General features: G+C 68.1%; 28 protein-coding genes. 19 read left to right on the forward strand and 9 right to left on the reverse strand.

Features of this window, described 5'->3' with window-relative positions; all coding sequences use genetic code 11:
• From ACFE71_RS10435 to ACFE71_RS10465, 7 genes are all read right to left on the reverse strand, one after another.
• Positions 1–494, reverse strand: a 494-nt coding sequence (locus tag ACFE71_RS10435) for an FHIPEP family type III secretion protein (RefSeq protein ID WP_375428753.1), incomplete at its 3' end; no start/stop codon positions are given.
• Positions 495–569: 75 nt separating this feature from the next.
• A complete protein-coding gene (locus ACFE71_RS10440; RefSeq protein WP_375428728.1) occupies positions 570–1,424 on the reverse strand; it encodes a lytic transglycosylase domain-containing protein in 855 nt (284 codons plus the stop codon).
• A gap of 182 nt (positions 1,425–1,606) precedes the next feature.
• On the reverse strand, positions 1,607–1,918 hold the full coding sequence (locus tag ACFE71_RS10445) for a flagellar protein FlgN (protein WP_375428729.1): 312 nt from the start codon (positions 1,916–1,918) through the stop codon (positions 1,607–1,609).
• Positions 1,905–2,201 (reverse strand): flagellar biosynthesis anti-sigma factor FlgM, encoded by a 297-nt coding sequence (locus ACFE71_RS10450; RefSeq protein WP_375428730.1) that lies wholly within the window; start codon positions 2,199–2,201, stop codon positions 1,905–1,907. The genes ACFE71_RS10445 and ACFE71_RS10450 overlap by 14 nt, the downstream gene beginning before the upstream one ends.
• A 66-nt stretch (positions 2,202–2,267) precedes the next feature.
• Positions 2,268–2,792 carry a flagella basal body P-ring formation protein FlgA gene (locus tag ACFE71_RS10455; protein ID WP_375428731.1) on the reverse strand — a complete coding sequence of 175 codons (525 nt, stop codon included), beginning with the start codon at positions 2,790–2,792 and terminating at the stop codon, positions 2,268–2,270.
• Between the two features lie 11 nt (positions 2,793–2,803).
• Positions 2,804–3,298 (reverse strand): hypothetical protein, encoded by a 495-nt coding sequence (locus ACFE71_RS10460; RefSeq protein WP_375428732.1) that lies wholly within the window; start codon positions 3,296–3,298, stop codon positions 2,804–2,806.
• Complete coding sequence (locus tag ACFE71_RS10465; protein ID WP_375428733.1) at positions 3,295–3,945, reverse strand: MotA/TolQ/ExbB proton channel family protein; 651 nt, start codon at positions 3,943–3,945, stop codon at positions 3,295–3,297. The genes ACFE71_RS10460 and ACFE71_RS10465 overlap by 4 nt, the downstream gene beginning before the upstream one ends.
• A 322-nt stretch (positions 3,946–4,267) precedes the next feature.
• Between ACFE71_RS10465 and ACFE71_RS10470 the strand changes: the two genes are divergently transcribed.
• The 13 genes from ACFE71_RS10470 (at position 4,268) to ACFE71_RS10530 (ending at position 14,846) form a co-directional block, all read left to right on the forward strand.
• Positions 4,268–4,618, forward strand: coding sequence for a flagellar basal body rod protein FlgB (locus ACFE71_RS10470; protein WP_375428734.1), 351 nt, complete (start codon positions 4,268–4,270; stop codon positions 4,616–4,618).
• A gap of 2 nt (positions 4,619–4,620) precedes the next feature.
• Positions 4,621–5,037, forward strand: coding sequence for a flagellar basal body rod protein FlgC (gene flgC / locus ACFE71_RS10475; protein WP_375428735.1), 417 nt, complete (start codon positions 4,621–4,623; stop codon positions 5,035–5,037).
• A 2-nt stretch (positions 5,038–5,039) separates the two neighbouring features.
• On the forward strand, positions 5,040–5,714 hold the full coding sequence (locus tag ACFE71_RS10480; protein ID WP_375428736.1) for a flagellar hook assembly protein FlgD: 675 nt from the start codon (positions 5,040–5,042) through the stop codon (positions 5,712–5,714).
• Between the two features lie 25 nt (positions 5,715–5,739).
• Positions 5,740–7,005, forward strand: a complete 1,266-nt coding sequence (locus tag ACFE71_RS10485; protein ID WP_375428737.1) for a flagellar hook protein FlgE — start codon at positions 5,740–5,742, stop codon at positions 7,003–7,005.
• 22 nt (positions 7,006–7,027) lie between these two features.
• Positions 7,028–7,777 carry a flagellar basal-body rod protein FlgF gene (flgF, locus tag ACFE71_RS10490; protein WP_375428738.1) on the forward strand — a complete coding sequence of 250 codons (750 nt, stop codon included), beginning with the start codon at positions 7,028–7,030 and terminating at the stop codon, positions 7,775–7,777.
• A gap of 11 nt (positions 7,778–7,788) precedes the next feature.
• The gene (gene flgG, locus ACFE71_RS10495; protein WP_375428739.1) at positions 7,789–8,577 is read left to right on the forward strand and encodes a flagellar basal-body rod protein FlgG; all 789 of its coding nucleotides are present in this window, start codon (positions 7,789–7,791) and stop codon (positions 8,575–8,577) included.
• A 77-nt stretch (positions 8,578–8,654) separates the two neighbouring features.
• Positions 8,655–9,299: a flagellar basal body L-ring protein FlgH gene (locus ACFE71_RS10500; protein ID WP_375428754.1), complete on the forward strand. Its 645-nt coding sequence runs from the start codon at positions 8,655–8,657 to the stop codon at positions 9,297–9,299.
• 8 nt (positions 9,300–9,307) lie between these two features.
• On the forward strand, positions 9,308–10,402 hold the full coding sequence (locus ACFE71_RS10505; protein WP_375428740.1) for a flagellar basal body P-ring protein FlgI: 1,095 nt from the start codon (positions 9,308–9,310) through the stop codon (positions 10,400–10,402).
• Positions 10,399–10,719, forward strand: a complete 321-nt coding sequence (locus ACFE71_RS10510; RefSeq protein WP_375428741.1) for a rod-binding protein — start codon at positions 10,399–10,401, stop codon at positions 10,717–10,719. Before ACFE71_RS10505 ends, ACFE71_RS10510 begins: the two co-directional genes overlap by 4 nt.
• On the forward strand, positions 10,716–12,056 hold the full coding sequence (gene flgK, locus ACFE71_RS10515; RefSeq protein WP_375428742.1) for a flagellar hook-associated protein FlgK: 1,341 nt from the start codon (positions 10,716–10,718) through the stop codon (positions 12,054–12,056). Before ACFE71_RS10510 ends, flgK begins: the two co-directional genes overlap by 4 nt.
• Positions 12,057–12,063: 7 nt before the next feature.
• Complete coding sequence (locus ACFE71_RS10520; protein WP_375428743.1) at positions 12,064–12,957, forward strand: flagellin; 894 nt, start codon at positions 12,064–12,066, stop codon at positions 12,955–12,957.
• A 118-nt stretch (positions 12,958–13,075) separates the two neighbouring features.
• The gene (motA, locus tag ACFE71_RS10525) at positions 13,076–13,939 is read left to right on the forward strand and encodes a flagellar motor stator protein MotA (RefSeq protein WP_375428744.1); all 864 of its coding nucleotides are present in this window, start codon (positions 13,076–13,078) and stop codon (positions 13,937–13,939) included.
• Position 13,940: 1 nt separating this feature from the next.
• Positions 13,941–14,846: a flagellar motor protein MotB gene (locus ACFE71_RS10530; protein ID WP_375428745.1), complete on the forward strand. Its 906-nt coding sequence runs from the start codon at positions 13,941–13,943 to the stop codon at positions 14,844–14,846.
• Between the two features lie 33 nt (positions 14,847–14,879).
• On the opposite strand, the gene ACFE71_RS10535 is transcribed toward ACFE71_RS10530, so the two are convergent.
• Positions 14,880–15,389, reverse strand: coding sequence for a MucR family transcriptional regulator (locus ACFE71_RS10535; protein WP_375428746.1), 510 nt, complete (start codon positions 15,387–15,389; stop codon positions 14,880–14,882).
• A 180-nt stretch (positions 15,390–15,569) separates the two neighbouring features.
• Here ACFE71_RS10535 and cyoA point away from each other — a divergent pair, with 180 nt between their 5' ends.
• Genes cyoA through cyoD form a run of 4 tightly spaced genes read left to right on the forward strand, consistent with a single transcriptional unit; the run spans position 15,570 to position 19,604 of the window.
• Positions 15,570–16,460, forward strand: a complete 891-nt coding sequence (gene cyoA / locus ACFE71_RS10540) for a ubiquinol oxidase subunit II (RefSeq protein ID WP_375428747.1) — start codon at positions 15,570–15,572, stop codon at positions 16,458–16,460.
• On the forward strand, positions 16,457–18,496 hold the full coding sequence (gene cyoB, locus ACFE71_RS10545; protein WP_375428748.1) for a cytochrome o ubiquinol oxidase subunit I: 2,040 nt from the start codon (positions 16,457–16,459) through the stop codon (positions 18,494–18,496). The genes cyoA and cyoB overlap by 4 nt, the downstream gene beginning before the upstream one ends.
• Positions 18,493–19,170, forward strand: a complete 678-nt coding sequence (gene cyoC / locus ACFE71_RS10550) for a cytochrome o ubiquinol oxidase subunit III (RefSeq protein ID WP_375428749.1) — start codon at positions 18,493–18,495, stop codon at positions 19,168–19,170. Before cyoB ends, cyoC begins: the two co-directional genes overlap by 4 nt.
• The gene (cyoD, locus tag ACFE71_RS10555; protein ID WP_375428750.1) at positions 19,167–19,604 is read left to right on the forward strand and encodes a cytochrome o ubiquinol oxidase subunit IV; all 438 of its coding nucleotides are present in this window, start codon (positions 19,167–19,169) and stop codon (positions 19,602–19,604) included. Before cyoC ends, cyoD begins: the two co-directional genes overlap by 4 nt.
• Before the next feature lie 194 nt (positions 19,605–19,798).
• Here the strand turns inward: cyoD and ACFE71_RS10560 are convergent, their stop codons facing one another.
• Positions 19,799–20,026 carry a hypothetical protein gene (locus ACFE71_RS10560; RefSeq protein WP_375428751.1) on the reverse strand — a complete coding sequence of 76 codons (228 nt, stop codon included), beginning with the start codon at positions 20,024–20,026 and terminating at the stop codon, positions 19,799–19,801.
• A 36-nt stretch (positions 20,027–20,062) separates the two neighbouring features.
• Between ACFE71_RS10560 and ACFE71_RS10565 the strand changes: the two genes are divergently transcribed.
• Together ACFE71_RS10565 and ACFE71_RS10570 are read left to right on the forward strand one after the other, a co-directional pair.
• Positions 20,063–20,428, forward strand: a complete 366-nt coding sequence (locus ACFE71_RS10565; RefSeq protein WP_375428752.1) for a TfoX/Sxy family protein — start codon at positions 20,063–20,065, stop codon at positions 20,426–20,428.
• Positions 20,428–20,763, forward strand: a complete 336-nt coding sequence (locus tag ACFE71_RS10570) for a VOC family protein (RefSeq protein ID WP_375428755.1) — start codon at positions 20,428–20,430, stop codon at positions 20,761–20,763. Before ACFE71_RS10565 ends, ACFE71_RS10570 begins: the two co-directional genes overlap by 1 nt.
• The last annotated feature ends 390 nt before the right edge of the window (positions 20,764–21,153 follow it).

The raw sequence follows: 21,153 nt of genomic DNA on the forward strand, positions 1-21,153 counted from the left end.
TCCATCGAGCCGTAGAAATCGGCCTCGGTCGTGACCTCGACGCGGCGCGCCTTGGCCTCGTCGGGGGTCATCAGCCCGGCGTTGAGATCGGCGTCGATCGCCATCTGCTTGCCGGGCAACGCATCGAGGGTGAAGCGAGCCGAGACTTCCGACACGCGGCCCGCGCCCTTGGTGACGACGATCAGGTTGATGATCATCAGGATCGCGAAGACGAAGATGCCGACGACGTAATCGCCGCCGATCAGGAAGTTGCCGAACGCCTCGATCACATGGCCCGCCGCAGCCTCGCCCTCGTGGCCGTGGACGAGCACGATGCGGGTGGAGGCGACGTTGAGGCCGAGGCGGAACAGCGTGGTGAACAGAAGCACGGTCGGGAACGCCGAGAAGTCGAGCGGCTTGCGGGCGTTCAAGGCGACCATCAGCACCGCGAGGCTGATCGCGATGTTGGTGACGAAGAACACGTCGAGGAGCGCGGCCGGGATCGGCACGACCATGATGACGACGAGGAGCAGGATCGCGAGCGGCAGGACCGCGCCGCGCGCGCCGGGGAGGAAGCGGGCGAGCACCGATCAGGCCCCCATGCTCGCGAGCATCATATAAGCCAGGCGGGCGGTGTCGGGGGTCGGGCGCATCAGGCTGGCGGCGGTCGCGGTGCCGGCTTGCGGCTTGCCGAAGCGGCCGAGCGTGGTGTTGGCCCAGGCGAGCGCGTCGGTCGCGCTTTCCGCGCCGGTGATGACGGTGCCGCCGTCCAGCTCCAGCTCCAGCGCCTGCGACGCGTAGCCGACGGGGGAGGTCGAACCGCTCGCGCCGGCCGCGCCGCCCTCGAGCTTGGCGGCGAAGCGTTCGTAGATCCGGGTGAGCGAGCGCGGCGCGCCGCCGCGGTCGTAGAAGACGTTGCGATTGGCGCGCGCGGCCGCCGGGAACAGCGCCGCGCCGGTCGCGTCGGGCTCGGCCTGCATCCGGGACAGGAACTTGGACGCGCCGCCCAGCCCCAGGAAATGCGCCATATAAAGGTCGGTGCCGGTGGCCTCGCGGCCCAACCGGCCTTCAAGCGCGGCCTTGTTGTCGCCGGCGTGCTCGGCGGCCATGAGCGAGGCGGCGGCGGGGTCGTTGCGGAGGTTCAAGATCGCCTGGCGGGTGCCGGGGTCGGCAACGCTCAGGCGGCCGTTCGCGCCGCGCCCGATGCTGTCGGCGGCCCAGCCCATGCCGTGCTCCGCGCCGTGCTTCTTGACGACGGCGAGCCAGGACTGCTCGATGAACTGGTAGAGGCCGGTCGCGGACGAGGTGCCCGCGCGGGCGGTGGCGTCGAGGCCCGATTCGAGCTTGGCCTGGCCGAGCAGGTAATCGAAGTCGATGCCCGTCCGGCTGCTCGCGAGCGCGATGGCGGACTGGATGCGGGTGGCGGTGATGGCGTTGACGGTCATGCTGTGCGGATCATCAGCAAGGAATGTGCCAACCCTGGAGCCCTCTCCCGCTTTTGCGGGAGAGGGCTAGACGCGCGTAGCGCGGCGAGGGTGAGGGGCGGGCCTATCCTGGAAAGGTCCGGCCCTCACCCTGGCGCGTACCGCGCCTGTCCCTCTCCCGCGAAAGCGGGAGAGGGTTCTAATCACGCGTAGGCGTTCAGCACCGGACGGTAGCCGGCCCCACTCTCGCCGGTCAGCGTTTGCAGGCGGCGGCGGATATTTGCCGCCATCAGGTTGACGTAGATGCGGCAGGTCTCGTTAAGGCGGTTCGCCTCATCCGCGAGCTCGCGCAGGTCGGGGCCGGCGGGGGCGGTGCCGGCCGCGGCGATCGCCTCGATGCACGACAGCTTGGTCGCGGTGGCGCGCTCGAGCCCGTGGACGTCGTTGTCCTTCAACGCCGCGATCTCGTCATGGAGCGCGTCGATGACTTGGAGGAGGGCGTCACGCCTGGTCATTGCCGTTCCAGTTCATCTTGAACGCCAGCAGCCGGTCGGCGATCGTCGCCGGCAGGATCGGGAAGGTGTCGTTGGCGATCGCCTGGCGAATGCGCGACACGCGGTCGCTGTCCACCGGCGGGGCGCTCGCCAGCTCGCGGGCGATGCCGCGCAAGGACGGCGCGGGGGCCTGGGTCACGGGAGGCTTGGCGGTGTCGATCGCGCGGGGCGCGGGCGCGCGGTCGACCCGACCAATGCTCCGTTCCCCGACAGTGAAGGGCTTGGCGCCCACCGAGTCCACCATGTCCGCCTCCTCTGGTTCGACGCTGACGGAGGAGGAAACGGCAGGGCGGCGGCAAAGTTTAGCAGCTTAATTCCGCCAGCCCGGCAAGGTGGCGCGGCCGGGCTCGACGGCGATCGCCTGGACGGGGGCTTTGGCGTCGGCGACGCGGACAAGGAAGCGCGCGCCGGGGACGGCGTCGGCCATCGCGATGCCTTCGCGGGAGATGGAGAAGCCGGGGGAACCGGCCTCGATCACGACGGGATCGTTGCGGCGGATGACGGGCTGCGCCCGGGCGGCGGCGACGGGCCGTCCGACGGCCGGGACGGCGGCTCCGGTGACCGGCGCGGACCGCTTGACGGGGACGAAGATGCGCCAGTCGGGGCCGGAGCAGGCGACCACCACGGCATCCTGCGCGGGGGTGCGCCAGGAGAGGGCGACCGTCGGGCAGCCGGCGAGCTTCAGGCGCGGGTCGACGGGCATGCGCGCGCCGCCCTCCTCGCCCGTCGCGTGGGCCGTGAAGCCCGCGACCGCGCGGTCGAGCGCGGCGGTGTTCTGGAATGAGGTCGCCAGCGCGGGCGCGGCGAGCAGGAGCAGCGGGACTGCGCGAAACATCGGGAACTCCATCAGGGTCGCTCGCCGATGAAGGCGAGGGTGGCGGTCGCGGTGCGGCCGCGCGGCAGGGGATCGGTGGCGATGCGGAGGCGGGCGGGGCCGACCAGGGGGGCGAGCAGCGCCGCGATCGCGCGGGCGCGGTCGGCGGCCAGCAGCGTGGCGTTGCCCGTCGCCGCGTCCACGTCGGCCGGGGCACCGTCCGTCGCGCCGGTGACGGTCAGGGAAATGCGCGGGTCGCGGGCGGCATCGGCGGCCCAGGCGACGAGCGCGCGCGGGTCGTCCGGGACGGCCGAGCCGGGCGCGAAGCGGATGGCGCTCGCGGCGAGCGGGATGGGCGAAGCGGCCTCCGCGCCGAACGCCTCGCGCAGCCCTCTCGCCAGCGCGTGGCGCTCGGGTTGGGCAGTGGCCTGGATCAGGATCGTGAAGCCGAGCAGCAGGAGGGCGAGGTCGGCCAGCGTCATCAGCCAGAGCGGGCGCGGCGCGGGAGTGTCGGGGAAGTCGGTCACGCCACGCTCGCCAGGGTGCGCGTCGGCGCTTCCTGCGCGGCCAGGGCGGCGAGGGGCGCGTCGAGGCGGGCGCGCTCGAACGCCTCGATCCGCGCGGCGGCGCGCAGGCGCGCGGCGATCGGGCCGGCGATGAGATTGGCCAACAGCGCGCCATAGAGCGTGGCGAGGAGCGCGACCGCCATCGCGCCGCCGATCGCGGCGGGGTCGTCCATCTGCTGGAAGGTTCTCGCCAAGCCGATCAGGGTGCCGACCATTCCCATGGCGGGCGCCGCCTCGGCGGCCCCGGCCCAGCAGTCGGCGGCGGCGAGATGGCGCTCGATGCGGGCCCGGCGGCGGTCGGCGACGAGCCGAGCCACGGCGTCGGCGTCCGCGCCGTCGACGATCGCGGTCAGGGCGGCGGCGACGTCCGGGTCGGCGATCACCGACCGGTCGAGCGCGTGAACGCCGTTGCGCCGCGCGATGCGGGCCTGCGCGGCGATGCGGTCGAGGAGCGGATCGGCGGTGAAGGGCTTGCGCGCGAGGGTGGCGAGTGCGGCGAGCGCACGGCGGAGGGTGGCGAAGGGCGTGCGGAGCGCGGTCGCGAGCGCGGTGCCGCCTAGAACGAGGGCGAGCGCGGTGGGATCGAGAAGGTGGACGAGCGCGGGCATCGGCGGGAGAGATGCAAGGGGTGGGCCAAACGGCAGCCCTCTCCCGCCTTCGCGGGAGAGGGAAAGACGCGCGTAGCGCGGCGAGGGTGAGGGACGGGCCTGCCCGGGCGAGGTCCGGCCCTCACCCTGGCGCTCCCGCGCCTGTCCCTCTCCCGCGAAGGCGGGAGAGGGTTGGAGACGCGGCTGTCCGGCAAGCTGCCGCTCTATCGGCAAGCCTTTGCCGGTCGCACCCTGCCATACCGTCCGCCTCACCCCGCGACCCCATTTGGCACGGCCTTTGCGAGAACCCCGTCGCGCAATGAGGCGCACAAGGAGGCCGGCGATGGCGGGCAGTGGGGCGGGCGATGGATTGTTCGGGGTGCACGGCGCGGCGCTGAGGGTGCGTTCGCAGCGCATGGGCGTGCTGGCGTCGAACATCGCCAACGCGTCGACGCCGAACTTCAAGGCGCGCGACATCGATTTCCAGGTCGCCCTGTCCAGCATGGAGGGCCGCGCCGACATGGCGGACGCGGTCCGCTACCGCGTGCCCACCCAGCCTTCGATGGACGGCAACACCGTCGAGCTATCGGCCGAGCAGACCGCCTTCGCCGAGAACGCGGTCCAGTACCAAACGACGCTGGCGTTCCTGAACGGGCGCATTTCGACGCTCACGCGCGCGCTGCGGGGAGAATGACGATGGACCGCCCGTTTTCGATATTCCAAGTCGCGGGGCGCGCCATGTCGGCGCAGCTCGTGCGGATGAACACCACCGCGTCCAACCTGGCGAACGCCGGGGGCGTCGCGGGCAGCGAGGCGACCGCCTATCGCACGATGAAGCCGGTGTTCCGCACCAGTTTCGACAAGGCGGGCGGGGCGTCCGGGCTGGCGACGGTCGATGTCGAGCGGATCGCGACGGCGGGCGAGGCCCCGACCAAGCGGTACGACCCGTCCAACCCGCTGGCCGACAAGGACGGCAACGTATTCGACGCCGCGGTCGACGAGACGCGCGAGCTGGTCGACATGATGGAGACCGCGCGGTCCTACCAAAACAACGTCGAGGTGATGCAGACCGCCAAGTCGCTCATCATCGACACCCTCAAGCTGGGACGCTGAGCATGGCCTCTTCCTTCGACGCGACCGTCCGCGCACTCGGCATCGGCACGCCGACGACCGGGCCCGTGGTGAAACCGGCGGGCAGCCAGACGCTCGGGCAGAATGACTTCCTGAAGCTCCTGACCGCGCAGCTGAAGAACCAGGACCCGTTCGAGCCCGTCGACAACACCCAGATGGTCGCCCAGATGGCGCAATTCTCGTCGCTGGCGGGGATCAGCGAGATGGGCACCACGCTGAAGTCGATCGCCGACAAGCTGGGCGGCGCGGGCGCGGAGGCGCTGGGCTATGTCGGGCGCAGCGTGCTGACCGAGGGTTCCACCGCCTATGCCCGGTCGACCGGCGGCATCGAGGGCGCGGTCGAGCTGGGCGGCGCGGCGACGAGCGCCGTCGTCACGATCTCGAGCGCCGACGGCCAAACGCTGAAGACGCTTTCGTTGAGCGAGCAGCCCGGCGGCACGGTGGCATTCGACTGGAACGGCCTGACCGAGGCGGGCGTGGATGCCGGTCCGGGGCCGTTCACCGTGTCCGCGCAGGCCGCAGACGTGAAGGGCACGGTCGCCGCGCGCGCGCTCGTCTGGGCGCCCGTCCGCACCGTTTCCATGAACGCAGGTTCGCCCGTCCTCGACGTGGCCGGGCTCGGCTCCATTCCCGTCTCCGCCGTCCGCAAGGTCGGCTGACCCTTTTTGTACCAGGAGTAACCCCATGTCCTTCTACACGTCGCTCTCCGGCCTTCAGGCCTCGCAGACCGAGATGTCGACCATCTCGCACAACCTCGCCAACGTCGCGACCAGCGGGTTCAAGAAGTCGCGCACCGATTTCGCCGACGTGATCGCGTCGAACCTGTCGACCGATCCGCGCAAGATGATCGGGTCGGGCGTGGTGGTGAAGGCCAACCGCCAGCAATTCAGCCAGGGCAACCTGACCTCGACGTCCAAGGCGCTCGACCTCGCGGTGTCGGGCGACGGCTTCTTCGCGGTCAAGACCGGGTCGGTGACGGGCGCGCTGACCTACACGCGCAACGGCGCGTTCTCCGTCGACACCAGCCGGTTCATTGTCGATGCGCAGGGGTCGTTCCTGCAGGCCTATCCGGTCGATGCGAACGGCGTCGTCACCGCGACGGGCGCGGACGGGCTGACCGCGGTTCGTATTCCCGAAGTGAACGGCGTGCCGATCGCGACGAGCAACGTCACGCTGGGCGTGAACCTGTCCGATTCGGCGGCGGTGCCAACGACTTCGTTCAACCGCGCCAATGCAGCGACTTACAACAACTCCACCATCTCGACGATCTACGACGCGGGCGGCAACGCCATGACGCTGACCAACTATTACGTCCGCAACGCGGCGCCCGTGCCCGCCGACGGGACGAGCAGCTGGTCGGTCCACAGCTTCGTGGGCGACAAGCAGCTGACGATCGGCGGATCGGCCGCGCCGCTGCAGATGCGCTTCGATGCGGGCGGCGTGCTGACCGCGCCCACCGGCGCTACCGCGTTCGATCCGTTCACGCCCAAGGGGTCGGCGACGACGCAACCGCTGTCGCTGAACTATGCCGGCTCGACGCAGAGCCCCGCCGCCTTTTCGGTCGCGGCGCGCAGCCAGGACGGCGCGACGGTGGGCGAGTTCACCAGCGTGGTGGTCGACAAGTCGGGGCTGATCTCGGCGACCTTCGACGACGGGTCGACCGTGCCGCTGGGCAAGGTCGCGATGGCGGCCTTCACCACGCCCGAGGGGCTGCGCCAGAACGGCAGCAGTTATTGGACCTCGTCGGGCGTGTCGGGCCAGGCGCTGCTGTCGAGCGCGGGCAATGACGGGCTGGGCGCGCTGATGTCGGGGACGATCGAGGGGTCGAACGTCGACATCACCGAGGAGCTGGTCGGGCTAATCGCGGCGCAGCGCAACTTCCAGGCGAACGCCAAGGCGCTCGATACCGCGTCGCAGATCTCGCAGACCATCTTCAACATCCGCGGCTAAGCGGAACAGGCGGAGCCGATAGATGGACAAGCTGGTCTATACCGCGGCGACGGGGCTGCGCGCGCACATGGCGGCGCAGGCATCGATCGCCAACAACATGGCGAACGTGTCTACCACGGGCTTCCGTGCCGACCGCGTCGTGTTCGACCGGATCGAGCTGAAGGGCGGCGGATCGGCGTTCGAGGCGCGGATGCCGACGTCGGAGGAGGTGACCGACGCCGACCGCTCGCCCGGCGCGATCCAGCAGACGAACCGGCCGCTCGACGTGGCGATGACGGGCGACGCGTGGCTCGCGGTGCAGGCGGGCGACGGATCGGAGGCGTACACCAGGCGCGGCGACCTGAGCGTCGCGGCGTCGGGCGTGCTCCAGACGGGCGACGGCTTTCCGGTGATGGGCGGGGGCGGGCCGATCACGCTGCCCCCGGCCGACAAGATCATGATCGCCGCCGACGGGACGATCTCGATCGTGCCGCAGGGCGGCGACCCGAACGCGCCGCAGGCGGTCGACCGGCTGAAGCTGGCGAGCACGAAGGGGTCGGACACGGTCAAGGGGCTCGACAACCTGCTCCGCGTGCGGGGCGGGGGGGCGTTGCCCGACGATCTGGACGCCACCGTCCAGACGGGCGCGCTGGAGGGATCGAACGTCAACATGACGCAGGCGCTGGTCGACATGATCGAGAACCAGCGCAGTTACGAGGTGCAGGCCAACCTGTTGAAGGAAGCCCGCACCATGGACGAGGGCGGCGCAAGTCTGATGCGCCTGCCGAGCTAGGGATTTAGAATATGACCTCCGCCGCCATGCATATCGCCCGGACCGGGCTCGACGCGCAGGACACCCGGATGCGGGTGATCTCGAACAACCTCGCCAACGTGAACACCACGGGCTTCAAGCGCGATCGGGCGGCGTTCGAGACGCTCGCCTATCAGGTCGTGACCTCGCCCGGCGCGGCGTCGACGAGCGAGACGCGCTACGCCACGGGCCTGAACCTGGGCACGGGCGTCCGGGTGCAGGGGACCGCGCGGATCGATACGCAGGGGTCGATGCAGACGACGGGAAACTCGCTCGATTTGGCGCTCGACGGCGACGGGTACTTCCAGGTGCAGCTGCCTGGCGGCCAGCTCGGCTATACGCGGGCGGGCAACTTCTCGCGGTCGCCCGAGGGCCTGCTGGTCACGAGCGAGGGGTATCAGCTGCAGCCGGGGATCACCGTGCCCGAGGGCGCGACGGCGATCACGATCGGCACCGACGGCACCGTGTCGGCGACGGTCGCCGGGCAGACCGAGCCGTCGGAACTGGGGCAGATCCAGGTCGCGAACTTCGCGAACGGGGCGGGGTTGCAGCCGACGGGCGACAACTTCCTGACCGAGACGGCGGCGAGCGGCGCGGCGAACCTGGGCGTGGCCGGGCTGGAGGGGCGCGGGCGCGTCCGCCAGGGGATGTTGGAATCGTCGAACGTCAACGTCGTCGAGGAGCTGGTCGACATGATCGAGACCCAGCGCGCCTACGAGGTCAATTCCAAGATGATCTCGGCGACCGACGACATGCTTAAATACGTGAACCAGAACCTGTGACGGCGGGCGGGACAAGCACGCCGACCACGCTCGGCCGGTTGATCGAGCTCGCGCTCGCGAGCGTGGCGGGGGCGCTGATGGTGTTCGCGTTCGCGCCGGACGGGGCGGAGGCGCAGGTCTTCGGGCGCAAGGCCCCGCCGGAGGATTGGAGCGCCGCGCGCGCGGCCCAGCCGGCGACGATCGCGGCGAGCGGATCGATCTTTCAGGCGGCCGACGGCTACGGCGCGCTGCATGAGGGCTGGCGCGCGCGCCGGGTCGGCGATCCGCTGACGATCGTGCTGGTAGAACGGACGGCGGCGACCAAGTCGGCGGGGTCCAAGCTCGATTCGGATGGCGGCTTCGGCATCCGGCCGCCGACCACCGGGCCGCTGTCGCTGTTCGAGCCGACCGACATCCGCGCGGGCGGCAACCGCAACTTCACGGGGGCGGGGGAGACCAACCAGGCGAACTCGCTGTCGGGCGAAGTGTCGGTTGTAGTTGCGGAGGTCCATCCAAACGGCACCATGCTGGTCCGGGGCGAGAAGCGCGTGACGCTCAATCGCGGCGATGAGTTCGTCAGGATCAAGGGCGTGGTCCGGATGGCGGATGTGGACGTGAACAACCGCGTCGCCTCCAACCGCGTCGCCGACGCGCGGATCAGCTATACCGGCAAGGGCGACGTGGCGCGCGCGGGCCGCCAGGGCTGGCTCAGCCGCTTCTTCCAAGTCGTCAGCCCGTTTTGAGGACCGCCATGTTCCGCTTTCTCCTCACGCTGCTCGCGACCCTCGCGATCGCCGCGCCCGCACATGCCGACCGGATCAAGGATCTGGGGGCGTTCCAGGGCATTCGGTCGAACCAGCTCACCGGCTACGGCGTCGTGGTCGGATTGCCGGGAACGGGGGACGACAATCTCGAATATACGGTGCAGTCGCTCAAAGCCGTCGCGTCGCGTTTCGGGTTGCAGCTGCCGCCGGGCGTCAATCCGGGGATGAAGAACGCGGCGGTCGTGTTGATCACCGCCGAGCTGCCGCCCTTCGCCAAGCCGGGGCAGCGGTTGGACATCACGGTCGCGTCGATGGGCAAGGCCAAGTCCCTGCGCGGCGGCAGCCTTATCCTGACGCCGCTGCTGGGCGCGGACAACCAGATCTATGCGATGGCGCAGGGGAACCTGGCGGTCGGCGGGCTAGGCGCGGAGGGCGCGGACGGGTCGAAGATCGTCGTCAACATACCGTCGAGCGGCCGCATCCCCGAAGGCGCGACCGTCGAGCGCGCGGTGGCGACCGGGTTCGACCAGTCGGCGGGGCTGACCTTCAACCTCCAGCGCGCCGACTTCACGACGGCGCAGAACGTCGCGGGCGCGATCAACCGGGCGATCGGCGCGGGCGCGGCGCAGGCGATCGACGCGGTGTCGGTAAGGGTGCGCGCGGTCGGCGGGGCGGAGAGCCGGTCGACGCTGATGGCGCGGATCGAGAATCTCGACGTGGTCGCGGCCGAACCCTCGGCCAAGGTGATCGTCAACGCGCGCACGGGGACGGTGGTGATCAACTCGGCGGTGCGCGTCGGGCCGGCGGCGGTCAGCCACGGCAAGCTGACGGTCCGCATCGACGAGGCGCAGCGGGTCGTCCAGCCCGAGGCGCTGTCGAACGGCGAGACCGCGGTCGAGGAACGATCGAACGTCCAGGTCGTCGAGGAAAACAAGCCGATGTTCCTGCTGAACCCCGGTCCCAAGCTGGCCGATGTGGTGAAGGCGGTGAACGCGATCGGCGCGAGCCCGGCCGACCTGGTCGCGATCTTGGAAGCGTTGAAGCAGGCGGGCGCGCTGAAGGCGGAGTTGATCGTGCTATGAGCGAGGTCACCGGTCCGAGCGTCGCGGGCGTCTCGACGGACACCACCCGGCTCGCCTCCGCCGACAACCTGAAGAAAGCGGGGGACAAGTTCGAGTCCGTATTCACCGGCATGATGCTGGGCGCGATGCGCAAGGCCTCGCTCGCCGACACGCTGTTCGAATCGAAGGCGCTCGACACCTTCCGCGACATGCAGGACCAGCGCGTCGCCGAGAGCATGGCGACGCATGCGCCGATTGGCATCGGCCGCGCAATGACGGAGTTCCTGAGGCGGTCGCAACCCGATCTTAACGAGTCGCCGCCCACACCGGCGAAATGAGCGACCTCCTCTCCATCGGCGCATCGGGCGTCCGCGCCTATCAGAGCGCGCTGACGACCGTGTCGGAGAATATCGCCAATACCGGCGTCGAGGGTTATTCGCGTCGCCAAGTGCGCTTGAGCGAGGTGCAGGTCACCGGCGGGATTTCATCGGGCGCGCGCGCCAACGGCATGGGCGTCGTCGCGGCGGGTATCGCGCGCGCCGGCGACGTGTACGCCGACGAGGCGGTGCGATCGTCGACGTCGGACGTGTCGCGGACCGCGGGCGGGGTCAAGTGGCTCGAACGGATCGAGGGCGCGCTGACCGGCGACAAGCTGGCCGAGCGGTTGTCGGGTTTCTTCGGGTCGAGCCGGGCGCTCGGCGCGGAGCCGACGTCGTCGGCGCTCCGGGTAGGAATGCTGGGGGCCGCCGAGGGCACCGCGGTCGCGTTCGGGGCGACGGGCCGCGCGCTCGACCAGGTCGCGGCCGATCTCGACGCGAACGCCGAACAGTCGGTGCAGGACCTGACGCAGCTCGCGGGGACGCTCGCCAAGATCAATCTGGGGCTGGGACGCACGAAGCGGGAGACCGCGGCCTCTGCGCAGCTGGCCGATCAGCGCGACCGCGTGCTCGAACAGATGAGCGGGCTGATCGACCTAAACGCCACGCTCGACGCCGATGGTCGCGCGACGGTGCGGTTGGGCGGGCGGAACGGCCCGGTGTTGGTCGACGCGGCGCGGTCGGGTCAGGTCACCTACGCACGCGCCGGGGGAGCGGTCGCGCTGACGCTGTCCTTCGCGGGCGAGGGTGGCTTGCTCAACGCGCAGGGCGGCTCGCTGGCGGGCGTCGCCGACGCGGCGGCGCGGCTGAACGACACGCGCGGGCAGTTGAACGCCGTCGCGACGCGCTTCGCGACCGCCGTCAACCGGGTGCAGGCGAACGGCGACGATCTGAACGGCGCGGCGGGCAAGCCGCTGTTCTCGGCCGGAACGTCGCCGACCGATCTGACCGTCGCGATCACCGATCCGGCGGGCGTCGCCGCGTCGGCCAGGGGCGGCGGCCCGCGCGACGGCAGCAACCTGGACGGGTTCGAGGCGCTCAGGGGCGCATCGGGGGCGGAGGGCTCCGCGATCGCGCTCGTCACCGACAATGCCGCGACGCTGCGTCAGCGCCAGGCGATCGCGGAAGCGCAGGGCGCGATCCGCGACGGTGCGGTGACCGCGCGCGCGAGCAAGGCGGGCGTCGACCTGGACAACGAGGCGGTCGACCTGCTCCGTTTCCAGCAGGCCTATCAGGCGTCGAGCCGCGTGATCCAGGTCGCGCGCGAGACGTTCCAGTCGATCCTCGAGATCAGGTAACAGGCCCATGCAAGTCCCGACCTCGCTATTCTACGACAACTCGTCCCGGCGGATGAGCGGATTGAACGCGCGCGCGGGCGTGCTCCAGGCGCAGATCGCGACGGGCAAGAAGCTGGCGGCCCCGTCCGACGACGCGGTCGCGTCGCAGCAGCTGTCCGAGTTCCGCCAGCGCGATGCCGACGCGAAGGTGTATGGCGACAACATGAAGGTCGCGGGGGCGCTTCTGAGCCAAGCGGACTCGACCTTGTCGGATATCGCCACGCAGTTGCAGCGCGCGATCGAGCTGACGTCGCTCGCCAGCAACGGCACGCTGTCGGTCGACAACCGCCGCGTCATCGGGACCGAGCTGTCCGCGATCGTGAGCCAGCTCGTCGATCTGGGCAACACTAGGGACCTGCGGGGGCAGCCGCTGTTCGGCAGCGCCGACGGCGTCAAGGCGGTGCAACGGGCCGCCGACGGCAGCTTCTCCTTCGCATCGACCACCGTGTCGCCGATCCCGATCGCCGACGGCCAGACCATCCAGGCGACCGAGACCGCGGCGCGTGTCTTCGCCTCGACGGGCGACGACATCTTCACCGTCCTGTCGACGCTCGCCGCCAGGCTCGAGGCGGGCACGGCCGGTACCAGCGAGTCGTCGTCAGCGCTCGATGCGCTGACCGCCGCGAACGATCAGGTCGCGCTGGTGCGTTCCTCGGTGGGTGCGCGCGGCGCGCGGATCGATCTGAGCGAGGCGATGCTGACCCAGACCAACGCCGACCGCGAGGAGCTCCGCTCGTCGCTGGAAGATGTGGACGTGACCGCGGCGATCACCGAACTGCAGAAGACGATGACGGTGCTTCAGGCGACGCAGGCAAGCTTCGCCAAGCTGTCGAGCCTGTCGCTGTTCAGCTATCTGAGGTGATCGAAAGTTCTTTCCCGCGAAAGCGGGAGAGGGTTCGCACTAAAAACCCGTACCTGGTAAGAACTTGGCCATCAATCGACGTTAACGATGTACCCCAATCCACGGGGAATTTCGCACCATGTTTCCGGCAATCGGCCTCGTTGTCCTCATCGCCATGGTGTTCGGCGGATTCGCGATCACCGGCGGCGCGCTCGGTCCCGTGCTGCATGCGCTGCCGCACGAGATGCTCATCATCGGCGGGGCAGCCGCGGGGGCGCTCATCATCGGCAATTCGGGCGCCGAGCTCAAGGCGATGGGCGGCGGCCTGGGCAAGGTGTTCAAGGGGCCGCGCTGGAAGAAGCAGGATTTCCTGGACGTCATCTTCCTGGTGTCCAAGCTCATGAAGATGCTGCGCACCGAGGGGCCGATCGCGCTCGAGCCTCATGTCGAGGATCCCAAATCGTCGGCGGTGTTCGCGGAATACCCACGCCTGCAGGCCGATCACACGCTGGTCAACCTCATCGCCGATACGCTCCGGCTGGTGGTCGTGTCATCGGGCACGCTCGACGTCCATGCGGTCGAGGACGTGATGGACAACGCGATCAAGACCCACCACCACGAGGTGGAGAGCCCGCACACCACGCTGTCGAGCCTCGCCGACGCGCTGCCCGCGCTCGGCATCGTCGCCGCCGTGCTCGGCGTCGTGAAGACGATGGGGTCGATCGACCAGCCGCCCGCCGTGCTCGGCGGGATGATCGGATCGGCGCTGGTGGGGACTTTCCTGGGCGTGCTGCTCGCCTACGGCATCGTGTCGCCGCTGGCCTCGCGGTTGAAGCAGGTGATCGACGCCGACGCCGCGATCTACGGCGTCGTGAAGCAGATCATCATCGCCTCGCTCCACGGTCATCCCCAGCCGCTGGTGATCGAGGCGGCGCGGTCGGGCATCAAGCACAAGAACCAGCCGGGCTTCGCCGAGGTGTTCGACGGGCTGCGGGGGCGCTGAGGTGGCAGCAAGAGCGCCGCACGGCTCGAACCAGCCGCCCAAGATCATCTATAAGAAGGTCTATATCGAGGGTCACGGCGGCCATCACGGCGGCGCGTGGAAGGTGGCGTACGCCGATTTCGTGACGGCGATGATGGCGTTTTTCCTGCTTATGTGGCTGCTCGGCGCGACTGATGAGAAAGCACGCAAGGGGATCGCCGACTATTTCGCGCCGACGCTAGTCACGTCCAAGTCGGAGGGAATGGGCGGGTCGGGGCCGGCGGGCGGCGAGTCGCTGGTCAGCCAGAATACGCTGGGCCCCAAGGCGGGCCAGTCGTTCATGCAAGCGATGATGATGCCGGTCAGCGACGGCGGCGACGGGGACAAGCAGGGCAGCGGCGACAAAGGCTCGCTGCGCAATCCCAAGGCGGAAGCGGAAGACAGGCGTAATTTCGACGCGATGCGCGAACAAGTCGAGGGACGGATGCGCGAGAGCGGGACGATGGCGAAGCTCGCCAAGAACATCCGCTTCGTGATGACGCAGCAGGGGATGCGGATCGACCTGATCGACGACGCCGATTATTCGATGTTCGACCTCGGCACGACCGCGCTGGAGGGCCGGGCGTCCGAGCTGATCGGCACCATCGCCTCGGCGATCCGCGGCACGGGCAATCCCGTGATGATCCGCGGCCACACCGACAGCGTGCCGTTCGGCGACCCGCGCCAGATGAACAACTGGACCCTGTCGTCGGGCCGGGCGGAGGCGACGCGCCGCCGGCTGGCGCTGGGCGGCATCCCGGAGGCGCGGTTCGAGCGGATCGAGGGCGTGGCCGACCGCGAGCCGATCATCCGCGAGACGCCCGGCGATGCGCGCAACCGCCGCGTCGCGATCACGCTGCTGTACCGCAAGGGCGGGTTCGGGAGCTGAGGCGTCGCCCGGACGGGCGACGCCTCGGCTTCGTCACTCGGCGGTGGCGGACGCCTTGCGCCGGCCGCGCGGGGCAGGGGCGGACGTCGGCTCGGTCGCCGGCTCCTCGGTGGGGGTGCGCGTCGACTTGCGGCCGAGACCGATCTGCTTCGCCATGGCGCGGCGCGATTCCGAATAGGCTTCGGCGACCATCGGATAGTCGGGCTTGAGGCCGAACCGCTCCCGATACTGGTCGGGCGTCAGGCCGTTGGTCGCGAGATGGCGGCGCAGGGTCTTGTAGGACTTGCCGTCGATCATCGAGATGATGTGGTCGCGAGACGCGAGCGACTTGCGGGCCGTCACGGCGGGCGTGTATTCGGTTTTCGGCTCGGGCTCGGGCGCTTCGGCGGGACCGGTGGTGAGTTCGGACACCGTTTCGTGCATCCGTCGCAGGAACGAGGGTACCTCGTCCGACGAGATGCGGGTATTGGGATTGCCGAGCCAGGCTATCGTCAATTCGGTTGCGAGTTCGAGCGCGCTGGTGTCGACGGCGTCTTCGGGCATGAAATACTCCTAGTGGCAGATACCGTGCTCAATTAGTTGTCTTTTCTTTGCGGTCAACATGGATCGTCCATTTAAGATAATGCCGGCAATATTTTATATGCTTCGTTCAATATCGGGCGGGAGGGGCTTTGATCGCCGCCGACGTGCTCGTATGGGGTTCGCGCCGCGAGGAGGTGCCGAATGCCCGGACTGGTCCGATCGTTTGTCGGTAAGTGGATGGTCGCCGCGAGCGTGCCCTTCCTGCTGGTGGGCTGCGGCGAGATGGGACTGCTCGATCCCAAGGGACCGGTCGCCGAGGGCGAACGGGCGATGTTCTTCAACGCGGTCGTCATCATGGCGGCGATCATCGTGCCGATCATCGTGCTGACGCTGTATTTCGCCTGGCGCTACAGCGCCAAGGCCCCGCGCGGCAGGTACACGCCCGAATGGTCGTATTCCGGGCGGCTCGAGCTGCTCGTCTGGTCGATCCCGGCGCTGGTCATCATCTTCCTGGGCGGGATCGCGTGGATCGGCAGCCATGAGCTCGACCCGTCGCGGCCGCTCCGGTCGAATGTCCGCGCGATCCCGGTGCAGGTCATCTCGCTCGATTGGAAATGGCTGTTCATCTATCCCGAACAGGGGGTGGCGAGCGTCAACCACCTCGTCATCCCGGCGGGGACGCCCGTGGCGTTCCGCATCACATCGGCAACCGTCATGAACAGCCTGATCGTGCCCCGGTTGGGAAGTCAGATGTACGCGATGGCCGGCATGGACGGAAAGTTGAACCTCCAGGCGGACGAGCCCGGGCGCTATCGCGGCTTGTCGGCGCATTACAGCGGTGAAGGGTTCTCGCAGATGATGTTCTACGCCGACGCGGTGTCGCCCGCCCAATTCGCGGCGTGGGCGGCGCGGACGCGGGCGGCGGGGCCGATGCTCGACGCGCCCACCTATCTGCGGATGATCAAGCAGCAGAGCACGTCCAGGGCCTACACCTTTCGCGCGGTGGCGCCCGGGCTGTACGACGCCGCGCTCCGCCAGTCGGGCGTCAAGGCGAGCGAGAGATCAAGCGGCGGCCGGGAGGATACCGAGTGAGCAAGGCCCCCAACGAGTGGAACCCGGCCACCGGCCTGCTCGGTCTGAACTCCATCCCTTGGGAGGAGCCGATCCCGCTGATCGCGGGCGCGGCGGTCGGCGGGATCGTGGTCGCGACGCTGGTCTATGTCTGGCGCCAGGGCTGGTTCCCGTATCTGTGGCGCGAGTGGATCACCTCGGTCGACCATAAGCGCATCGGCATCATGTACTGCATCTTCGCGATGGTGATGCTGCTGCGCGGCTTCTCCGACGCGATCCTGATGCGGACGCATCAGGACCTGATGTACAATAACGGCGGCTACCTGCCGCCCGAGCATTACGACCAGGTCTTCACGGCGCATGGCGTGATCATGATCTTCTTCGTGGCGATGCCGTTCCTGACGGGCCTCATGAACTTCGCGTTGCCGCTTCAGCTGGGCGTGCGCGACGTGGCGTTCCCCACGCTCAACAACGTCAGTTTCTGGCTGACCGCGAGCGGCGCGCTGCTCGTCAACATATCGCTGGTCGTGGGCGAGTTCGCGAAGACGGGGTGGGTCGTCTATCCGCCCCTGTCGGAACTGCGCTTCTCGCCCGGGGTGGGTGTCGACTACTACCTGTGGGCGCTCCAGATAGCCGGCGTCGGGACGTTGCTGTCGGGGGTGAACCTCGTCACCACCATCCTCAAGATGCGGTGCCCCGGCATGGGGCTGGCTCGGATGCCGATGTTCTGCTGGACGTCGCTGGCGGCGAACCTGCTGATCGTCGCGGCGTTCCCGATCCTGACGGCGACGATGGGGATGCTGCTCCTGGACCGGTATCTGGGATTCCATTTCTTCACCAACGACGGCGGCGGGAACGCCATGATGTTCGTCAACCTGGTCTGGGCCTGGGGACATCCGGAGGTCTACATCCTGGTGCTGCCGGTGTTCGGCGTGTTCTCGGAAGTGGTGTCGACATTCTCGTCCAAGCCGCTGTTCGGTTACCGGTCGATGATCATCGCGACCATGGTGATCTGCGTGCTGAGCTTCACCGTATGGCTCCACCATTTCTTCACGATGGGGGCGGGAGCGGACGTCAACGGCTTCTTCGGGGTCACGACGATGATCATCGCCGTGCCGACGGGGGTGAAGGTCTTCAACTGGCTGTTCACGATGTTCCGCGGGCGCATCCGCTTCACCGTACCCATGCTCTATGCGATCGGGTTCATCGTCACCTTCGTCATCGGCGGCGCGTCGGGGGTGCTGCTCGCCATCCCGCCGGTCGATTTCGTGCTCCACAACTCGTTGTTCCTAGTCGCCCACTTTCACAACATCGTCATCCCGGCGGTGCTGTTTGGGCTGTTCGCGGGCTATACCTATTGGTTCCCCAAGGCGTTCGGCTTCACCCTGGACGAGGTGTGGGGCAAGCGCGCCTTTTGGTGCTGGATCGTCGGCTTCTACGTCGCCTTCATGCCGCTGTACGTGCTCGGTCTGATGGGAATGCAGCGGCGGATGAGCGCGCATTACGTGGAGGCGTGGACGCCCTGGCTCCTCATCGCCTCGGCGGGTTCCGCGATCATCGCGCTCGGCATCCTGTTCCAGATCATCCAGCTTTACGTATCGATCAAGACGCGCGACCAGCGCCGCGACGAGACGGGCGATCCGTGGGACGGCCGCACGCTCGAATGGATGACCACCTCGCCCCCGCCGCTGTATAATTTCGCGGTCTTGCCCGACGTGTCGGACGAGGAGGCCTATTGGTCCTTGAAGGGCAAGGCGATCGAGGAGAAGCGCCTGAGCGCGCGGCCCAAGCGGTACGAGCCGATCGAAATGCCGCGCAATTCGCCGACGGGCTTCATCACCGCCTTCTTCACCACGCTGCTCGGCTTCGCGGCGGTGTGGCACATCTGGTGGCTGGTGATCGTGGGCGTGCTGGGCGCCTGGGCGACCTTCACGATCTTCGCCTGGCGCGACCATCACGAGTTCGAGGTGCCCGCCGACGAGGTCGAGCGGTTGGACGACGAGCGCCGCGCGGCCAAGGCCAAGCTGCTGGGCGTATCCAACGGGGTGACGGCGTGAGCGCGGCGGCGACGGCCCAAACCGCGGCGCACGGCGGCGAGCGCGCGGCACGGGGCGATCCGCACCGGCTGGGTCACGGCGACGAGCGCCCGATCGGCGAGCGCGGCCCCGCGCCCAAGCGGATCATCACCGGCTACGGCTTCTGGATCTTCCTGCTGTCGGACTTCATCATGTTCGCCGCCTTCTTCGCGGCGTACGCGGTGTTGGTGGGCGAACTCGCGGGGGGGCCGCATGGGCGCGAGCTGTTCGACCTGCCGTTCGTGCTGCGCGAGACCTTCATCCTCCTCGTATCGTCCTTCACCTGCGGCATGGCGACGATCGCGGTGGCCAAGCGCGACGTGCTCTGGTTCCAGCTGACGATAGCCGCGACCGGCGTGCTGGGAGCGAGCTTCCTCGGCATGGAGCTGTGGGAGTTCAATCACCTGATCGGCGAGAATGCCGGCCCCGACCGCAGCGCGTTCCTGTCGGGCTTCTTCGCGCTGGTCGGGCTTCACGGCGTCCACGTGCTCGCCGGGCTGCTCTGGCTCCTGACCATGATGGCGCAGGTCCTGGCCAAGGGGTTCAGGGAGGACGTGGAGCGACGGATCATGTGCTGGGCGCTGTTCTGGCACGCGCTCGACATCATCTGGGTGGCCGTGTTCACCGTCGTCTATCTGTTCGGAGTGATCCAGTGACCGAGGCAAGAGCCGAGACCAAGGCAAAAATGGGGAGCGAGCGCGACATGGCCAAGCACAGCGACGCCGACAACGCGCCCGGCGACGAAAGCCTGGCCGACGGGTTCGACGTCGCGGGCGGCATCCGCGGCTACGTGGTTGGGCTGATCGCCGCCGCCGGGCTCACGCTCGCCTCCTTTTGGGCGGTGCAGACGAGCGTCATCTACGTCCCCGGCGTCCCCGTCTTCCTGATCGCGTTGGCGATCGGGCAGATGGGGGTGCATCTTGTGTTCTTCCTCCACATCACGACGGGGCCGGACAACGCCAACAACGTGCTGGCGCTGGCGTTCGGCGTGCTGATCGTCGGGCTGGTGCTGGTGGGGTCGATCTGGATCATGTCGCACCTGAACCACAACATGATGCCCATGGAGATGATGAAGCAGATGCAGCGTTAGCTGGGGCGATGGCCGGTCGGAACCGCGCGGGCCGCCCGCCGCCGTGACGAACGGCGACGTACCGCATGGTCGACCCGCCGACGTGTCGCGGTCCCGAATAGGTGTTGGCGGTGTCACATTCGTCCGGCTAGGATACCGTCATCGAACTCCGCTAGGGGCGCTTCCTCAGCCTTGATTCGCTTAAGATCAGGAAGTCATTGCCCATTCTCATCGTGAAAAGTTGCGTTGATCGGCATTGTGAAACCGACCCGATCGAGCTGGAAATACCGGAAGTCACCCGCTCGCTCGCACCAAGCCGCCAGCAGCCAGACCGGGCCGAAAGAACTGATTGATAGCGGGCGCAGGGTATGGATCGAGACTTCGAGCGTCGTGGCGAGGTCGGCCGCCGTGCCGACACCACGTTGGCAGGAGCCCGCGTTCAAGCATAGGATTGACTGAACAACGGTGAGGCGCGCGGAGTGGAGCATGATCCGAAGGAGTTGCAGGCCGTCATGGAGGCGGCGAGCCCGCCCGACCTTGAACTTGGATTCCGCCCGATGTTCGGCGGGATCATGGGCTATGCCGCCGGGCAGGTGTTCGCTTCCCTCTCGAATGTGGGGCTCGCGCTCAAGATGACTGGCGCGGATCACGCGGCGTTGAGCGAGGTGCCCGGCGTGAAGACGCTGCGGTATGAACCGGACGATCCGTTGAGCAAGAGCTATCTCCTGCTGCCGGACGCGATGGTATCCGATCCCGACAGCCTTCGATCGTGGATGGCGCGCAGTGCAGCGGGCCTGAAGCCGACGACCAAGAAGCCGCGCAAGAAACCTTTGGAGAGCAAATGATGTCTCGTATCTGCTTCGTTGAGTTACCCGCATCCGACCTCGCTTCAGCCCGCTCGTTCTATACCGATGCGTTCGGCCTCGCCTTTACCGACTTCGGCCCAAGCTATTCCTGCACGTTGACGGGTGACGTGGACCTCGGCTTGCAAGCGGATGCTAGCGAGACCACCTCCGCACCCCTGGTGGTCATCGCCGTCGACGATCTGGAGGCGTCCCTGGAAGCGGTGAGCAAGGCGGGAGGGGTCATCACCAAGCCGATATTCGCCTTTCCGGGTGGTCGACGCTTCCACTTCCGCGATCCGAGCGGAAACGAGCTCGCCGCCCTGAAGACGGACTGACGACTCTGGCACCGCGTGAGTGTCGAAACCGGTCGAGACTATTGAAAAACTCGGGCTGCGACAGATAATTGCGCCTTCTCGTAAGCTTTGAAGGCAACGGCTACTCGTAGAGAGATATTCGTGCGCTGATTTTTGCGTAAGAAGCAAGATTGTGACGCATGCCGTAGAAGGACCGACTTTTTCAACAGTCTCATTCAGTTTTGATACTGCGCAGCATAGCAGCAAGCCGCCCCAATCTTGGCCTTTTATGGCGTTCATTCCGAATCTGGGTACCGAACATTGTTGCCCGCATAGAAAACCTGTGGAATGCCGCAACATAATGGCGGCGCTATCGATCTTAGGGCTCAAACCCAATCAGCGGGTTGAGCTGAGCGCCGTTCGCTGATTCAC

This window comes from uncultured Sphingomonas sp. (genome assembly GCF_964237155.1).
In the GTDB taxonomy this organism is placed as follows: Bacteria; Pseudomonadota; Alphaproteobacteria; order Sphingomonadales; family Sphingomonadaceae; genus Sphingomonas.

Excerpts from the sequence above, each read along its gene's own strand:
- ACFE71_RS10440 (WP_375428728.1), bottom strand. The coding sequence starts at position 1,424 with ATGACCGTCAACGCCATCACCGCCACCCGCATCCAGTCCGCCATCGCG.
- ACFE71_RS10445 (WP_375428729.1), bottom strand. The coding sequence starts at position 1,918 with ATGACCAGGCGTGACGCCCTCCTCCAAGTCATCGACGCGCTCCATGAC.
- ACFE71_RS10450 (WP_375428730.1), bottom strand. The coding sequence starts at position 2,201 with ATGGTGGACTCGGTGGGCGCCAAGCCCTTCACTGTCGGGGAACGGAGC.
- ACFE71_RS10455 (WP_375428731.1), bottom strand. The coding sequence starts at position 2,792 with ATGTTTCGCGCAGTCCCGCTGCTCCTGCTCGCCGCGCCCGCGCTGGCG.
- ACFE71_RS10465 (WP_375428733.1), bottom strand. The coding sequence starts at position 3,945 with ATGCCCGCGCTCGTCCACCTTCTCGATCCCACCGCGCTCGCCCTCGTT.
- ACFE71_RS10470 (WP_375428734.1), top strand. The coding sequence starts at position 4,268 with ATGGCGGGCAGTGGGGCGGGCGATGGATTGTTCGGGGTGCACGGCGCG.
- flgC (WP_375428735.1), top strand. The coding sequence starts at position 4,621 with ATGGACCGCCCGTTTTCGATATTCCAAGTCGCGGGGCGCGCCATGTCG.
- ACFE71_RS10480 (WP_375428736.1), top strand. The coding sequence starts at position 5,040 with ATGGCCTCTTCCTTCGACGCGACCGTCCGCGCACTCGGCATCGGCACG.
- ACFE71_RS10485 (WP_375428737.1), top strand. The coding sequence starts at position 5,740 with ATGTCCTTCTACACGTCGCTCTCCGGCCTTCAGGCCTCGCAGACCGAG.
- flgF (WP_375428738.1), top strand. The coding sequence starts at position 7,028 with ATGGACAAGCTGGTCTATACCGCGGCGACGGGGCTGCGCGCGCACATG.
- flgG (WP_375428739.1), top strand. The coding sequence starts at position 7,789 with ATGACCTCCGCCGCCATGCATATCGCCCGGACCGGGCTCGACGCGCAG.
- ACFE71_RS10500 (WP_375428754.1), top strand. The coding sequence starts at position 8,655 with ATGGTGTTCGCGTTCGCGCCGGACGGGGCGGAGGCGCAGGTCTTCGGG.
- ACFE71_RS10505 (WP_375428740.1), top strand. The coding sequence starts at position 9,308 with ATGTTCCGCTTTCTCCTCACGCTGCTCGCGACCCTCGCGATCGCCGCG.
- ACFE71_RS10510 (WP_375428741.1), top strand. The coding sequence starts at position 10,399 with ATGAGCGAGGTCACCGGTCCGAGCGTCGCGGGCGTCTCGACGGACACC.
- flgK (WP_375428742.1), top strand. The coding sequence starts at position 10,716 with ATGAGCGACCTCCTCTCCATCGGCGCATCGGGCGTCCGCGCCTATCAG.
- ACFE71_RS10520 (WP_375428743.1), top strand. The coding sequence starts at position 12,064 with ATGCAAGTCCCGACCTCGCTATTCTACGACAACTCGTCCCGGCGGATG.
- motA (WP_375428744.1), top strand. The coding sequence starts at position 13,076 with ATGTTTCCGGCAATCGGCCTCGTTGTCCTCATCGCCATGGTGTTCGGC.
- ACFE71_RS10535 (WP_375428746.1), bottom strand. The coding sequence starts at position 15,389 with ATGCCCGAAGACGCCGTCGACACCAGCGCGCTCGAACTCGCAACCGAA.
- cyoA (WP_375428747.1), top strand. The coding sequence starts at position 15,570 with ATGCCCGGACTGGTCCGATCGTTTGTCGGTAAGTGGATGGTCGCCGCG.
- ACFE71_RS10570 (WP_375428755.1), top strand. The coding sequence starts at position 20,428 with ATGTCTCGTATCTGCTTCGTTGAGTTACCCGCATCCGACCTCGCTTCA.